The organism is Algoriphagus marincola DSM 16067 (assembly GCF_000429405.1).
Taxonomy (GTDB): domain Bacteria; phylum Bacteroidota; class Bacteroidia; order Cytophagales; family Cyclobacteriaceae; genus Algoriphagus; species Algoriphagus marincola.
Window position 1 is genome coordinate 85,843 of the sequence record NZ_KE386897.1, and the last position, 15,155, is coordinate 100,997.

Annotated in this window: 11 protein-coding genes; 2 read left to right on the forward strand and 9 right to left on the reverse strand. The window is 42.2% G+C overall.

Annotated elements, in window-relative coordinates; genetic code table 11:
* The 3 genes from G457_RS0115425 to G457_RS0115435 form a co-directional block, all read right to left on the reverse strand.
* On the reverse strand, positions 1 to 759 hold the full coding sequence (locus G457_RS0115425; RefSeq protein ID WP_026947259.1) for a DUF2975 domain-containing protein: 759 nt from the start codon (positions 757 to 759) through the stop codon (positions 1 to 3).
* 17 nt (positions 760 to 776) lie between these two features.
* Positions 777 to 1,340 (reverse strand): DUF2975 domain-containing protein, encoded by a 564-nt coding sequence (locus tag G457_RS0115430; RefSeq protein ID WP_026947260.1) that lies wholly within the window; start codon positions 1,338 to 1,340, stop codon positions 777 to 779.
* A gap of 193 nt (positions 1,341 to 1,533) precedes the next feature.
* The gene (locus G457_RS0115435) at positions 1,534 to 4,674 is read right to left on the reverse strand and encodes a VPS10 domain-containing protein (RefSeq protein WP_026947261.1); all 3,141 of its coding nucleotides are present in this window, start codon (positions 4,672 to 4,674) and stop codon (positions 1,534 to 1,536) included.
* A 130-nt stretch (positions 4,675 to 4,804) separates the two neighbouring features.
* Here G457_RS0115435 and G457_RS0115440 point away from each other — a divergent pair, with 130 nt between their 5' ends.
* Positions 4,805 to 5,971 (forward strand): DUF4221 family protein, encoded by a 1,167-nt coding sequence (locus G457_RS0115440; RefSeq protein ID WP_026947262.1) that lies wholly within the window; start codon positions 4,805 to 4,807, stop codon positions 5,969 to 5,971.
* Complete coding sequence (locus G457_RS0115445; RefSeq protein ID WP_026947263.1) at positions 5,928 to 7,001, forward strand: hypothetical protein; 1,074 nt, start codon at positions 5,928 to 5,930, stop codon at positions 6,999 to 7,001. The genes G457_RS0115440 and G457_RS0115445 overlap by 44 nt, the downstream gene beginning before the upstream one ends.
* Before the next feature lie 56 nt (positions 7,002 to 7,057).
* Here the strand turns inward: G457_RS0115445 and G457_RS0115450 are convergent, their stop codons facing one another.
* From G457_RS0115450 to G457_RS0115485, 6 genes are all read right to left on the reverse strand, one after another.
* Entirely contained in the window at positions 7,058 to 8,458 is a 1,401-nt protein-coding gene (locus G457_RS0115450; RefSeq protein WP_035484119.1) for a DUF6600 domain-containing protein, read from the reverse strand.
* 526 nt (positions 8,459 to 8,984) lie between these two features.
* Complete coding sequence (locus G457_RS0115460) at positions 8,985 to 9,989, reverse strand: Gfo/Idh/MocA family protein (protein WP_026947265.1); 1,005 nt, start codon at positions 9,987 to 9,989, stop codon at positions 8,985 to 8,987.
* Positions 9,990 to 10,040: 51 nt separating this feature from the next.
* On the reverse strand, positions 10,041 to 10,547 hold the full coding sequence (locus G457_RS0115465; RefSeq protein WP_026947266.1) for a heme-binding domain-containing protein: 507 nt from the start codon (positions 10,545 to 10,547) through the stop codon (positions 10,041 to 10,043).
* A gap of 134 nt (positions 10,548 to 10,681) precedes the next feature.
* Positions 10,682 to 10,879, reverse strand: coding sequence for a hypothetical protein (locus G457_RS0115470; protein ID WP_026947267.1), 198 nt, complete (start codon positions 10,877 to 10,879; stop codon positions 10,682 to 10,684).
* A gap of 10 nt (positions 10,880 to 10,889) precedes the next feature.
* Positions 10,890 to 12,296, reverse strand: a complete 1,407-nt coding sequence (locus G457_RS0115475; RefSeq protein WP_035484120.1) for an ADP-ribosylglycohydrolase family protein — start codon at positions 12,294 to 12,296, stop codon at positions 10,890 to 10,892.
* A gap of 121 nt (positions 12,297 to 12,417) precedes the next feature.
* The gene (locus G457_RS0115485) at positions 12,418 to 14,853 is read right to left on the reverse strand and encodes an ABC transporter permease (RefSeq protein WP_026947269.1); all 2,436 of its coding nucleotides are present in this window, start codon (positions 14,851 to 14,853) and stop codon (positions 12,418 to 12,420) included.
* Positions 14,854 to 15,155: the final 302 nt, after the last annotated feature.

The following is a 15,155-nucleotide window of genomic DNA, read 5'->3' on the forward strand; positions in this document are numbered from 1 at the left end:
TTAGATAGTTAGAGAATGCTCTTCTTTCAGCTTGGTACCTTCGGTAAAGGCTTGAGCAATAATGACCAAAAAGAGGGAAAATATGAGGTATTTCCAATTAAACTCTAAATCGGGATTTAAAGAGACGGAAAAAGAATCTTCGATTTTAGAGTTCATGTTTTGGAAGATCAGCCACTGGCTTCCATAATCGATCAAGACGTAGATGATGGCTAGGTAGGAAATTACTCTCAGGTAGGTTCCGTTTTGAGATATAAAAAAATCACCGCTATCGCAGTTTCTTAGGAATTGGATGATGAGAGATATTCCTCCAAGCAGCAAAACAAATGATAGAATAAAGTAGGATGTCAAAATAATGAGAGAAGTTTCAACCGTAGAATAATCAGTTTTGACATACAGGAAACTATCAGATGCTGGCATGGAATAAATGTTTTCTTTTATGGGCGTTGGATAATCAGTTTCTGGAAGTTCGGCCTCAGATAAAAAGGATTTAGAGATATATTTCTTTTTGATTTTGAAAAAGTAGCTGTCTACTAGAACTTCGCTATCCTTTATTCTTAGGAAATAGTTGACTTCCATATTCATGGGTAACTTAAAAGTACTTGTTTTACTTTTTGATATTACACCTTCTAGGCTCCCATGGTCAAACTTTGGATCGTTGAATCCCATTTTCACAAAGAAAAATCCAAAAATTACAAAGGCTATAATACCGATAACCAGGCTGATATAGGTTGTTAAGAGTAAGATCTTAGTTAATTTCATTTTATTGAATTTTAAGTTTAAACAGTCAAATCATTCTCAGCCTGTAATTCCACTCCCCGTTTGAATATCTGACTGACGGCGATCAGGATTGCTGCCATCAGGAGGAATTCATAAGCTCCACCCATCAGCGAATAGACTTGGTCAAGTTCGAAGCCTTTTTTTCCAAGCCATTTGAAACAGGCAGTGGCTAAAATAATCCCTATTCCAATTTGGAATGCGGTATAACTGACTGTAGCAATCAGCTTGGAAACTTCCTGACTAAATGGATGAACCAAGTCGATTTTGAGAAAAATCCGGATCATCAGATAAAAGAGATAGGCCTTTAGTCCAAGGACAAACAAGACAAAAGAAATTACCCCGGCATAGTACCATGGATTTGCCTCCTTGAGGGAATACAAATTGAGTCCATCGAAAAGATTTTGGGCGACGATAGGATTAAACCAGCTGTAAATAAAGGTGAACAAAACGGCACCTGCTTGTATGCAAAGTCCGATAAAGATGGACCAAATGACTACGGTGATCAGCATCAGCGAGGGCTGATTGACCCATTTTTCTTTCCATTGAGTTTTGAGAGAGTTCATAGATGTATGGATTTGACTTTCCAAAAATCAGTAAAAATTTATTGAAAAACAATAAATAATAATTGAAAAAAAATATTTGTAAAAAAGAAAGGCTTCTAAGCTCTTTCCTAATCTATGTTTAGAATCATCCTAAACTGGGGGTAGTTTCAAACTACCCCCAAGTATCCTCACCGATTTGCAATCGGTTTTAAACTCAATCCACAAACAAAACTCCAACACCCTTTTCCTTCGCCATCTGATTAAAGGCCGGAATGGCAGTCTGAATCAATCGCTCGCCTTCCGCTTTCAGCGGTTTCCACTCTTCCATCAGACGAGCATATTCAGTTTTGGTCCCTTCATTGATTTTCGGGATGCTGCTTTCTCCATGGTTCAGCATAAAGAGGAAATTGGCAGTAAACTTATTCGGGAAGTTTTCCACGTCGTCATAGGCGGTGGATCTTCGTTGGATCATATCCTCATCCCATGCCTTGAGCTCACTGAGTAGTTTTTCGCCTTCAGTTTTCAGGTCCGAATACCTGCTTTTTCCTTCCAATTTCTTCAGCAAGTCTGAAAGTTGGTCCTGATAGTTCTTGGCCGTATTGACCATCTCGTGCATGGAGGTCACCTCTCCCTCAAGTTGACTCATCCAAGCATGATAGGCTTGATAATCTGAAGGACTTAGCTTGTAATCAGGAAGATCTTTGATTTCGGCTTTTGCCTCCGAACTTACACCCATTCCGCTTAGGCGAACTGTGTAGGATCCAGGGATGGCCTTATGACCACGGTAACTCGACTCGATGTAAGCACCCGGAATTCCAGGCATAATCGGATAGCGCAAATCCCAGACAAATCGATTCAGTCCTTTTCGGGTGGAAATGATCGGTTCTAATGGAGGACCACCAGCCCAGGTTTTGGCTTCCGGGTCTCTTTTGGAAGAGATTTTTCTCACCAAATCCCCTTGAGCATCCAAAATCTCCAAGGTCAATTCGGTTGAATCTGTTACCGATTCTGGGAGTGAGTAGTGAATTACCATGCCATTCGCTGGATTCAATCCCTGAAAAGGATGGGTTCCAGTAAAATCATCCAGGTTTCCCCCGTTCATAGAAGAGTACCAATTAGCTAAAAGGGCATCTTCAGGGGTGTAGAGGGTGATCTGATCTACATCTGCTTTTACTTCCCGCACCACATTCAGTTCGTCCAAAATCCAAAAAGATCTTCCCGAAGTCGCCACAATCAAATCATCATGGGCCACTTTTAAGTCAGTGATCGGGGTGATGGGTAGGTTCAATTGGAAGGATTCCCAATTGGCTCCTCCATCTCGGGAGATGTACATTCCCTGTTCGGTGCCTGCATAAAGCAGCCCCGCTTTTTCGGTATCTTCCCGAACTACCCGGGTAAAGGCACCATAAGGTATTCCTTTTGAAATATTGGTCCAGGTCTTTCCATAGTCGGTGGTTTTGTAGATGGCTGGGGTATAATCATTGAATTTGTAACGGGTTGTAGCAATGTAGGCCGTCGCCGGATCGTGGGGTGAGACGTCGATGGCATTCACCAAGGTTTCCTGCATGCCTTTCGGTGTGACATTGGTCCAGGTGGCTCCATTGTCTTGGGTCAAATGCACCAAACCGTCATCGCTTCCAGTCCAAATCACTCCAGCCTCATGAGGGCTTTCGATTACATAGGCCAAAGTCCCATAATTTTCAGCGCCCACCGCTTCATTGGTATAGGGTACGCCCGGAGTTCCCTGCTTTTCTTTTTCATTTCGAGTCAGATCGGGTGATACTTCTGTCCAGGTTTGTCCCCAATCCTGAGTTTTCAGCAACACTTGGGCTCCATGATAAAAGGTGTTCGGTTCATGCTGAGACCAAATTATCGGAGCGTTCCAGTTGAATCGGTATTTCATATCCTCGGCACTCATTCCGAGGTATTGAATGGGTGCGGCCATGATATTGGTCGAGCCCTGAGTCTGCATGTCCAAGACCTCGATCGTTCCCTGATAGCTTCCACCCAAGACATACCTCGGATCATCCGGATCAAAGGCCAAGAAGGCGCTTTCCCCGCCTGCAGAGTAATTCCAATGCTCTTCTCCGATTCCGCCCCGGCCCAAAGCCATACTGGAAATGACCACGGAAGTATTATCCTGTTGCCCTCCGTAGATTCGATAAGGAAATTGGTTGTCCGTATTGATTCGATAAAACTGCGCCGTAGGCATATTATTTTGAGTGGACCAGGTTTCTCCACCATTGAAAGTGATGGAACCGCCTCCATCATCTGCCAAAATCATATTTTTGGAGTTTTTGGGATTGATCCAAAGATCGTGGTAGTCTCCATGTGCTCCGTCTATGGCTTCAAAGGTTTTTCCTCCGTCAAAGGACTTCAGCATTGGAGCACTTTGCACCCAGACGGTATTTTCATCATTCGGATCAGCAAAAACTTCTATGTAATACCAAGCGCGTTGAGTCAGTCGATTGTCCTTGTTGACCAAGGACCAGCTTTCTCCTGCGTCATTCGATACAAACAAACCGCCCAAGTCTTTGTAGGTATCGCTTTCAATCAAGGCATAGACCTTGTTTGGATTAGCACGGGAAACGGAAACGGCCATTTTCCCTTTTTCCTTGGGAAGACCATTTTCAATTTTCTTCCAGGTCTCGCCGGAATCTGTGGACTTGTACAAACCCGAACCCGGACCGCCTGATTTCACTTGCCAAGGAAAACGCTGGTGTTCCCACATGGCGGCATAAAGTACTTCAGGGGTATTCATGTCCATGGATAGCTCCACGGCTCCAGTCATGTTGTCCACAAAAAGGACTTTTTCCCAAGTTTCGCCTCCGTCCGTAGATTTATATACACCTCTTACTTCATTGGGAGCATACAAAGCTCCTTGCGCTGCTACATAAACAATGTCAGGATTAGTGGGGTGGATTTGGATTCGTGAGATATGTTGGGTTTGCTCTAGACCTAGTTTTTTCCATGTTTTGCCCGCATCGGTGGACTTAAAAACTCCGTCACCGTAAGAGGTCATGACTCCTCGGGGTGCATGCTCTCCCATGCCAACATAGACGATATTGGGATTGCTTTCGGCTACGGCCACCGCACCTACTGAACCTGTTGTAAAAAATCCATCGGAGATATTCTCCCAGTGTTGTCCTGCATCGTTGGTTTTCCAGAGCCCACCTCCAGTGGTGCCAAAGTAGTAGGTCAAAGGATCATTGACGACACCGGTGGCAGTGACCGAGCGGCCTCCCCGATATGGGCCGATATTTCGGTATTTGATGGGGAGATTTTGATCAAAGTTGACTTGGCCTACTACCTCAAAAGTGAAAAGGAGCAAGAACAAAAAGATGCTATTCTTCATGATTTGGTGGTTTTTTATTTCAAGATAAGGAATTTGCTTTCAATATTCTGAGCAATAAAGTTTTGCTTTCTAAAAAAAAATGGTTTCTTAGTTTATCTTTCGCAACAATCATTTCATTTCCTTTAGAAATTTGAAAAACGTCTTCGTCCAAAATGTCTTCGCGATAGCATTTATTTTTTCTTGTAATTACAAAAAGGATAATATAGAAATTATAAATTCTAATTTTTTAGTAAAAAATGATTCTCTTCTCCTAGTAATTGATAGTGTTTCTTCCTTTGATTACCGGTTTTTTGATTACGGAAAAGTCCAAAAAAAGGAGTCTCTGATTATCTTAAACGAAAATAATTTTTCAGTTGATTTTTATGATTTAGAGAAGGGCGTAGTTTTTAAGCGTATTGATTTGCCAAAAGAAGGGCCTTACCAATTGGATAGAATGCAGGGCCTTACTTTTCATAATCAGGATAGTGTTTTTTTGTTTTCTTACATGATGTTGAAAAACAATGCAATACTAAGTTTCGATAGCGGGGTTTATCATGTTTTTCGACCAAAATTAAAGCAAGAGACAGTTTTTGATCAAATTTTAAACCATCCTTCCACTAATTCAATGAGAACTTTGGTGGTTGATAATGAATTAGTCTTTAATCATCTCTCTTTAAGAAGTCCTAGAAGCCCATCCAGTTTTTTTGAAGAGGTTCCATCCAGTTTTTTTCTAGACCTAGAAACTGATTCCATGTCGTATTCTTCTGCGTTTGATTATCCTTTTTCCTACCTTCAAAAGACTTGGCCGGAATCTTTTATTTTTCATTCAAAGGTCAGAAATGATGAGGGTGAAATTCTAGTTTCATGGCCGGCATTGGATTCCATATATGTCTATGATGCTCAGTTTAACTTTTTGAAACGGGTCCCCAGCAAAAGTCGATTCAAATCAGATCTAACTCTTGAAAATACCGCTTTGACCAATCAAGATGTTTCTAGAATTGTATTAACTAACACCCATTATCCTTCATTTATTTTTGACCCTTATCGAGAATTGTATTATCGATTCGCGAATATTGGAGGAGATTTTGACCCTGATAACTTGGTCAGTTCAAACTCTGTTCTGGCAAATGAGTTTTCGGTACTTGTTTATGATCATAATCTTGAATTTTTGGGAGAGCAAAAATTTCCCGCCAAAACATATAACCAATACATGGCATTTGTTGGGGAGAAAGGTCTTTATCTGCCTCGGACCAACTTTTATTCATCAGAAATAAATGAAGATCAAGTCGTATTTGATGTTTTCCTATATGAGAATTAAGTTTCTACACATTTTTTTGTTAGGGATTATTGCTTGTGAATCCAGTAAAGATTTAAAAGTTGATGAAAAAGTATTCAAGCCAATTCGGGATACCCTGGAAATTGGATCGGCTTATGACTCTGCATTATTTTATGCGAATGGATTTTCTGAGTGGGTTCAGTTCGAGCAAAACGATCAGGTTTCATTTTTTCATACGCTCGGACGTGCAGGCTTATTGTATTCCTTGCCAGAAAGCGAAGAATTTAAATATTTGCCTTTTTTAAAGCCTGACACAATTGGTTTATCCATAACTTGGAAGCGATTTTTTTCACCACCGCTGTTAGATTCCGATGATTTGTTCTTTTTGAGGCAGCCCAATGAGTTGGTGATCTATTCGTTTAAGAACCATCAAAAAGAGGTTATTCAGCTTCAAAATTTAGTATTTACTGAGTTCAAGAGTCTCTCATTTACAAGTAGTGGAGAGATCCTATTTTTGGGACGTCAGTCTCATTCTGAGAAATGGATTTTAGGGTTCGTTGAAAATGAAACCAATGATCTCGAAAAATTAACTGAAATAGTACTTCCTGATTATTCCCAAATCGACTTTAATGAGTCCTATGTTTATCTAAACTCAGTAAAAAGTCCAGAATATTACAGACTTGACCTAAATAGCTACCAATTGGATACAATTCCTTTGACAGGTTTATCTCAAAGAGAATTTTTCAAGAAAGAAAAGCCTGATAATTTCCTTTCCCTTCCAATGGTAGATAGGATTAAGTTTGTAGAAGATTACCCGTTAGATATTGTTTTTTTGGATGATTATTACTTCGAGTTGTCTCGTGTTTTTAGAGCTGATCCTGATGGAAAGTTTGAGAAGTGCCTTCTACTTGCCAATTATAAGGGTAAAACTTATGAGAAAGTGCTACCAAAAGGTTTTCTAAACTTTGATGATTTTGGGAATATTTATTCAATTGCTCAAAGCGAAGTGGGCTATAAACTCATTACCAATCCTGTTTTAGATTTTTTTCCAGAGTTAAAAATCATCAATTAATTAAGACATAAAAAAGCCATCCCAAATCTTGAGATGGCTTTTACAGCGTTTATTGCTTAGTTGTTTCTTGAATTTCCCCTTGAGCTACTGCTGGATCGAGTCGGGGCCTTTCTGCTAGAACTGCTTCTGCTCGGAGTAGCTACTTTGGAATTGCTCTTACTCGAGGATTGTACCCGCGAACTACTTCGAGTAGGAGTTTGGGCTCTGCTGCTGCTTTTTGGAGCCTCTACCCGGGTATTTCCGCTGCTTGGAGCCTGTACTCGAGTGTTGGAACGCTGAGGAGCAGCTTGCACATTCCGCTGTCTGCTTGGCGCCGGAGCCTTCGTTACCGAAGAGCTTCGGGTAGCAGGTTGTACTCTGCTAGATGACCCGCTTCGGCTTCTAGCGGAATTGTCCGGTCTTACTGAACCTTCCCGGCTGCTTGGACTGGATTGAACTCGGGTAGAGCGACCATTCTGTCTCAGAGCTTCGTAGGGTCTAGTCTCGAAGTTTTTGCTTGGAGAGCTTGATCTGCCAGGCTGTATACTTCTGCTCGAGCTTCGGCTAGGCGAGGCAGCTTGAGTTCGAGAGCCGGTATTTGATTCGGTTCTGACTCTCGGAGAGCTTTCCATCGTACGGCTTCTACTTGGGCTTGTGGCAGTTACAGATCTTCTGCTTCTAGCTTCATTGGATTCCAATACTCTGGAAGGTCTAGCCTGCACTGTTCTTCCGTTTCGCTCAGATAGCTCAGGTCGATACATGCTTACCCGATTATTGGAAACTGCCACTCGACCCGGTCTTGCGCTATTCTCTAGGCGGTATACTGGCACATTTCTTCCAGTCACCCGTCGGATTTCCCTACTGCTCGGACCCGCTACATAGGTATTGTTGTTGTAGACCACGGTATTGTTGATGACGGTGGTTCTATTGATGATCTTGATCCGGGTACGGTGAGGAGCATAGTATCTCCAAGCATAGCGATCGTAGATTCTTCGCTGCGGCAGAAATACCCAATGAAAGCTGGGAATCCCAATTTGCACACTTACAGATACCCTGGGCCCTAAGGGTGCCCATCCGTAGTAGCCACCGCCTGTTCTCCAACTCACCCAAGCAGGACCCCATTCATAGCCTGGAATCCAAGCCCAGCTTCTGTAGTAGTCATCAAAGTACCAGCGACCGTAGTGAAATGGTGCCCATCCCCAGTCGTAGTAGGATACCCAAGTATTACCAAACTCAGTCATTGCCCAGTGTCCATTCGTACCGTAAGGATGGAAGTCAGGGCCTACAGCAGGGAGCCAGATAAAGCCATGTCTTGCATCGCGTACCCAGTCTCCATAGGGCATCAGTTCATCATAAAATACCTGAAAGGAAATGCCATGGTAGGCTTCAGCTTTGCTAGGGGTGGAGGCCAAAAGACTCAGGGAGAATACGCCCATCATCAGGCCAGTGATCCATCGGGTGAGAAGTGAGGTTTTCATGCTGTGTTGGTTTAGGTTGACAAATAATCGGGGCAGGTTTAGTGGTTGCTTCTATTTTCCAGATGCAATTATTTGGAAAAAGGTTGCATACCTACTAAAACTAAAATCAGGCCAGTTTTCAAATCTTTAAGAAAATCCGTTTGATTTTATTCTCTTATTCGTAAAAAAATTAATTAAGGTTCGATTTTAAAAAATATATAGACAAAAAATAATGATTGAATTAATACACATTCATAAAAAAATTAATTAATTGGATTTAGTCAATTTGAAAAAATCCAGGAAGGCGATTCCTTTATTTAAAAATCTAAACGGAAAAGGGCCGTTTTCGGGTTTTTTGGCCTATCTTAATTTTTACTTAAAAAATTTGATTTTTTTCAAATCAGGGTTTAAAAAGTTCAAGGTTTGGTGTTCAAAGTTCAATAGGATTTCCTTAGCCACTAAAGAACAAAATACCACTTACCATTCACCATTTACTTCCCGCCTCCCTCTTCTTACTTTCCACTTCCCACTTCCCACTTCCCACTCCCTACTTCCCATTTCCTCCTGTCAACATCTCCAAGACCCAATTGGTCGATGAGGCGGTTTGACCCGTACTGGGACTCTGGTTTTTTCCTAGTAAATCGTCCACAATCAATTGAATCAGAGGCTGCTGAATGTGTTTGGGTAAATCAAATTGAAAATGCTTTTCGGTGTCACCATCCTTTTTAAGGTGGAATTCTCCTTTTCCAAAGGTCTCAAATCGGATTTGGCCTAGACTGCCATCAATGGTGATTTGATCGATCTGATTTTCTTTGGCGCTGGCAAAACTCCAATTACCTGTTCCCATGACGCCATTTTCAAATACATAGCTTCCAACGACCGTGTCTTCTGCCTCGTAGAGACCAGCTTGATTACTTTGAAATCCGGAAGCCTGTATGACCTTCCCAAAAAAGAATTGAAGCAAATCCAGTTGATGCGAGGCGAGATCATAAAAATATCCTCCTCCGGCAATCTCCAGATCTACCCGCCAATTATTCTCTAATTGCGCGATGATTTCGGGTTCGGGCTCCTGCCGCATCTGAATATGAACGTTGCGTACAGACCCAATTTCTCCTCGCTCAAGAAGCTCCTTGATTTTGACAAAATGTGGTAATGCTCTTCGATAGTAGGCCACATATAGTGGAACCTGCGCTTTTTCACAAGCTTGGATCATGCTCAGGCATTCAGCGTAGGTTCGAGCCATGGGTTTTTCTACATACACGGGTTTTCCAGCCTTGGCAGCCAGTTCGGTGTAGGGTAGGTGCATATTTGGAGGCGTGGCGATGTAGATGGCATTGACCTCCGGATCATTTATCAGCTCCTCGGCATGGGTATACCATTTGGGGACTTGATGTCGATTTGCGTAGTCTTTTACCTTCTCCTCATTCCTTCGCATGACAGCTACCAAGCGGCTGTTTTGGATCAAATTCATGGCGGGGGCCGATTTGACTTCGCATACATTCCCAACCCCGATGATCCCCCATCGAACTTCCTCTTCTTTAATTTTCTTCATAGGCTCAAAATAAAAATGACCCGGTAAATTCGGGCCATTTTATTGCGTTTTTTATTGACTTGGTGGGGTCCTCCTTTTTCTGACTAGGCTATCGGCAGGGTACGTGGCTGCTAAATAAGCCATTTGATCCTTTGCCCAGTTGATCAATGCCAGACGCTCTTCTTCGGTTAAGTTGGCTTCAGGGTGCAGTCCAAAATAGGTGTAGGACTCCAGGGGCATTTCTTTCTCTTCTACCATTTCAATTACTTCTTCAAACTTGTGGTTTTGCACAGCGAGAGGAAGCTTGGTGAATTCGGAAAAATTCAAATGCCTTTTGCCATCATTCACATGGTCTGCCAAAAAATATTTGACAGGTTGAATGTTTGAATACCAAGGATAGCGAGTCAGGTTGGTATGGCAGTCATTACATGCACCTTTGAGGATAGTGGCGACATTATCTCCGATTTGGTAACTTTTTGAGATATCAAACTCCATGTCATTACTTTCATTTTTTTCCACAGGGATAAACTGGATTAGAACAAGGAGCGCTAGAAAAGCGATTGTGATTTTTTTCAACATGGCTGGGAGGGTTAGTTAAGGATTAGACAGGGTTTTTTCCTTGAGGTTTACTAATGATGGACTTAATACTTACCCTAATTTCATCCTAAATTTTTGATAAAATATGCTTTATATCTTAAAATTCGCTTAATTCTCTATTTCCTAAAGCGAACTCCATCAATCACCAAACTCAAACCAGCCTGAAATACTATCAGTCCCGCAGTTCCGTACCAAAACCAAGGTTCGCCAGATAGTTTGTTGAGTCCAGCATCGATGCACATGGAAAGTCCAGTACCCGTCAAAAGCAATCCAGATACCGACTGAATCAGCCATCGAAGTGTTTTCTTTTGCATTTCTATAAATTTAAATTTTTGGAATTAGGTAGCGATTATTCTCAAGGTCTACTCCTCCATTCATACGCTCCTGTACCACCCGGTCAACGATCATGATTCCTGTTTCGGCCATATTTTCGAAGGTGTCCACTCCATCATTGGGGAATCCACCACGGGTCCGATGAATATAAAATCGATTGGAGAGCTTTTGACCAAAGGCTTTTTCTACTCCTTCTTTTCCTATTAAAAAACCGATCAATCCTCCCCAGGTAGCAGTTGGATTATCCGAATCCCAGCCGGCCAAAGTCCCGATTTTGATTGTTTCCTTTAAATCTCCTTCTCCATAGAAAAGGCTGACCAAACCTGCTCCAAAGTTGATGCCTGAGGCAAAGCATCCATTGCAAACAGGGTCTTTGTAATACCATTCGTATCCGTCCTTTTTTTGGATCTGGTAAAGTGTGTGCAGGCTATCTCGGGTTTCTTCCCATGGTCTGCCTTGCTGATAACTTTCCCAGACAAAGTCATACATGCTGGCTACCTCAGATTCTGCTGGTAAATAGGCTCTTGCAGCTTTTGCGAGCCCAAAGACTTGGTCTTTGAGGGACAGGGTAGTATCCACCGTAGCAGCCAAGGAGTGCATTACTACATAGAATTGGGAGGCCCATTCGGCATTTTTTCTTGCGGTAGTTTGAATAGGAAGAGATGCGATTTCGAGGGCAATATCCGGTCTTCCGGGTGCAAAAAGGCCAAAGATCTCAGTAGTGAGCTGGGCATCAATCATTTCATACTCGGGATTGCTTTCAGGTGAACCAGTAGCAGGTGGGAGCATTCCTTCCCGCATCAGATCGTGCGCCCGTTGATTGGATACCCAGAGGTAGTTTTCGGGGGATTTTCCGTCTTTTCCGATAAAGGGTGTGTTTTCATCCGAGTAGATATGCTTCAACCAGCCGTCTCGAATCTGCTCAGGGCTCAGCTGAGTAGTTTGATGCTGAAAAGTAAGGTACTGATACATATACTCGATATCGGTATCATCATCCGCTCCCCAAATACTATCCTCTCCAAGCAAAACAAAGTCAATCTTCCTGCCATATTCTGGAACGGTGTCTTCCCAAATTGCAGGTTGGTCAAGGCCTCCCCAATTTTCCCGAGTGTAAAACCCTGCGCCCTTGCCATCTTTTCCTTCACCACCGATTTTATCCATTTCAGTGATCAGTCCGGTCCAGTTGGCAATGCATTGGCCTAGCCAAAAGCCATAAAGCTGGCCGGTATATTTACTTCTGGAAATGATTTGATCAGTGGGAGAAGGGGTGTATTTCTCGTAGCTTAGGTTTGGGTTTGAAATGACGTTTTCCTTTTCCTGTGGATTCGAACAAGCAATCAAAATAAAGATTGAAAAAGTCAAAGAAATCCAGACGGTTGTTTTGGGAGATTTTAGCATGGGTATGATTTGATCTTTAGATGACTAAAGTAAAAAAATCAATAGTAAATCTGTTGAAAAATGGCCAAAGGATTCCCCGAAACCCATTAAAGCCTTTCCAAAAACCTTCAAGTTTTGATCTCTACCTTGAAAGGGTTCCATTTCCGCCCTCCTGTAAGGCATCGATGGGGTTAGCGCGATAACTTCTCAGAGCTTGAATCTGAATGATGAAAAGTGTCAATAGACCAAATAGGATCAGTGGCAAAAGTAGAACCCACCAGCCAATAGCTATTCGGAAAGCATAATCTTGAAGCCAGCTATTTCCCAAAAAATAAATACATGGAATACTAATCAATCCTGCAATTAGCAAAGAAGGAACCGTTCCCTTTCCTAAAATTGCTACCACGTCTTTAAACTCTGCACCGAGTGTTTTTCTAATTCCTATCTCCTTTACTTTAGTAGTAGCCAAAAAGAAAGTAAGCCCGAAAAAGCCCAAAGAGGCGACTAGAATTGCCAACCCTGAGAAAATCTGGAACACTTGGAAGAAATTCTGATCTTGCTGGTATTGCTGATTGTAAAACTCATCCAAGTAAAAATAATTAAAGGGGTTGCCGGGAAAGGCTTGCTCCCAAGAGGCTTTCAAGTCGCTTAATAGCGCTGTTTCCGAAGAAGAGTTGAATTTTAGATAGAGGTAAGAGTCCGGCTGCTTTCCCTTCTCAAAAATGATGGGTTGATATGCTTCACGAAGTGAAAACTGGTGAAAATTCTTGATAACGCCGATGATCTCTGGGGTACTGTTTCTCCTGTAATGAATCCGTTGGCCGATGGCATCCTCTGGGGATTCGAATCCTAAAAGTTTGGAAGCTTCCTCATTGATGATGACGGTTTCTTGCCCACTGGAAGCGTTATTAAAGCCTCTTCCAGCCAGGATTTCTAATTTAAATTCGGGGATAAAATCCTCATCTATTTGTGTGAATGAATAGTTGTTGGCCTCTTCTTCAGGGACGGAAAGTCTCCTTACATATCCCTCGGCATTACCCGAAATCAACTTGCCGGGAATGAAATTTGCAGCACTTACACCTTTGATTCGGCTGTCAGTCTTTAGCGAACTTTGAAAGCTCCCAAGTCGCTGTCCTAAATCAAATTCTGAATTTTCTACACTTGGTCCATTCAGGACCAGTGTTTTTTCCAGCTCCAAACCAGCATTGCTTTCCTGCATAAAACGTAGTTGGGCTGAGATCAAAAGGGTGAATCCGATGACGAAAATTGATATCGCAAATTGGAAAACAACGATGGGGCGCTGGATTTTTAATTGACTCTGTGACTTGGAGGAAAGGGATTGATAGGAGCTTTTGGAAACTAACCAGGCCGGGTAAAGACCAGAAAAGAGGACGGCGGCAGCAATGATTGCCAATTGGTAGCCGATTCCAAGATTGAAAATCATCTCATGGAGTAGGTCGATATTTGTAAGTGAAAAAAGGAATGGGTTGACTAAGGCGATTAACAAAAAAGCCAACACTGTTGCGATTAAATTTACGAATATTGCCTCTGTAAAAAGCTGTTCGAAGAGTTGGTACTTCCGGGCCCAAAATATCTTCCTCAATCCGATTTCCTTGTGCCGCTGAATGGCTCTTGCCGTAGCAAAGTTGACATAATTGCAACCTGCGATCACCAAAATTAAAACTGCCAAGGCGGCCAACAGGTACAAGGCCTGCTCGCTTCCATTGCTTTTGAACTCATTGAGCAGACTGGATTTAAGGTGAATGTCCTCTAAGCCAAGGGAATAAAACTGAAGCCCTGAATCGGGAAAGGTTTCTGTAGCAATTTGGCCCAAGGCTTCGTCTAAATCCGCCTGATTCCCATTTTTTGGCAGTTTGACATAGGTGTAGAGACTGTTGCCCCAATTGGAAAATTCCTGATCTGGATTGTTGTAAAGGTTAAGAGAAATCAAGGCCGAAAACTCCAAATGGGTATTTCCGGGAATGTCTTGGATTATCCCTGCGACGGTATAGTTTTTGAATTCTTCGTAGCCATCCGCTCCATAGGCCCCATAAGCTCCGTTGATAATGATAGGTTTGCCCACGGGATCTGTTTTTCCGAATAGTTTGAGAGCAAGTGACTCCGTCAAAATCACGGATTGTGGGGTGTTCTTCCAATTACTGGCGGATCCAGCTATAAACTCAAAGTCAAAAAAGTCAAAAAAACCGTTTTCTACTCCAAGGATTCCATCTTGCTGGAAGATCGTTTCTTCAAACTGAATACTGGTGTTTTGTGCCAGAGGATGTATTCGAAGGACAGCCTCTGCTCCAGCAAAATCATTTCGTATTTTTTCGCCCACGCGAGAATAGGTGCTTGCAGAAGCACTAATGACCTCATTTTCCAGACTCTTCAATTCAGAGACTCGATAGATTTGATCTGAGTGGCTGTGAAATTTATCGTAGCTTTTTTCGTAGGACCAAAAACTGAAGATTAATAGGCAAGAAGCCAAGCCAACACTCAATCCAAAAATGCTTACGATGGAATAAAATGGATGGAATTTGATTCCTCGAATGCTGGTCTTGATGTAATGTCTAAGCATGCCTTAATTCTAAATACCTACAAACTTTTTGACCAAAGTCTTGCCAGAAAAAATATCCATTTTTTAGGCCTAATGGAAGAATTGAGGTTCTCAAGCTCTTTTTATTCGATCAAAATTGTCCGAAAATGGGAAAATATTAAAAATCCATTGTTGTTGGATGGCAACACTCCCCCTCATTTTCATCTGATTATAATTTGTTTTTTAGAGGTCAGATGGTCCCGAAAGCCTTCGGGGTGACGATTAACTCCGATATATCGGAGCATTTCCCTGTGTTTTTAATGATTATTTTAATCGTGTCGAAT

Excerpts from the sequence above, each read along its gene's own strand:
- G457_RS0115435 (WP_026947261.1), bottom strand. The coding sequence starts at position 4,674 with ATGAAGAATAGCATCTTTTTGTTCTTGCTCCTTTTCACTTTTGAGGTA.
- G457_RS0115425 (WP_026947259.1), bottom strand. The coding sequence starts at position 759 with ATGAAATTAACTAAGATCTTACTCTTAACAACCTATATCAGCCTGGTT.
- G457_RS0115470 (WP_026947267.1), bottom strand. The coding sequence starts at position 10,879 with ATGCAAAAGAAAACACTTCGATGGCTGATTCAGTCGGTATCTGGATTG.
- G457_RS0115475 (WP_035484120.1), bottom strand. The coding sequence starts at position 12,296 with ATGCTAAAATCTCCCAAAACAACCGTCTGGATTTCTTTGACTTTTTCA.
- G457_RS0115430 (WP_026947260.1), bottom strand. The coding sequence starts at position 1,340 with ATGAACTCTCTCAAAACTCAATGGAAAGAAAAATGGGTCAATCAGCCC.
- G457_RS0115445 (WP_026947263.1), top strand. The coding sequence starts at position 5,928 with ATGAAGATCAAGTCGTATTTGATGTTTTCCTATATGAGAATTAAGTTT.
- G457_RS0115450 (WP_035484119.1), bottom strand. The coding sequence starts at position 8,458 with ATGAAAACCTCACTTCTCACCCGATGGATCACTGGCCTGATGATGGGC.
- G457_RS0115465 (WP_026947266.1), bottom strand. The coding sequence starts at position 10,547 with ATGTTGAAAAAAATCACAATCGCTTTTCTAGCGCTCCTTGTTCTAATC.
- G457_RS0115460 (WP_026947265.1), bottom strand. The coding sequence starts at position 9,989 with ATGAAGAAAATTAAAGAAGAGGAAGTTCGATGGGGGATCATCGGGGTT.
- G457_RS0115485 (WP_026947269.1), bottom strand. The coding sequence starts at position 14,853 with ATGCTTAGACATTACATCAAGACCAGCATTCGAGGAATCAAATTCCAT.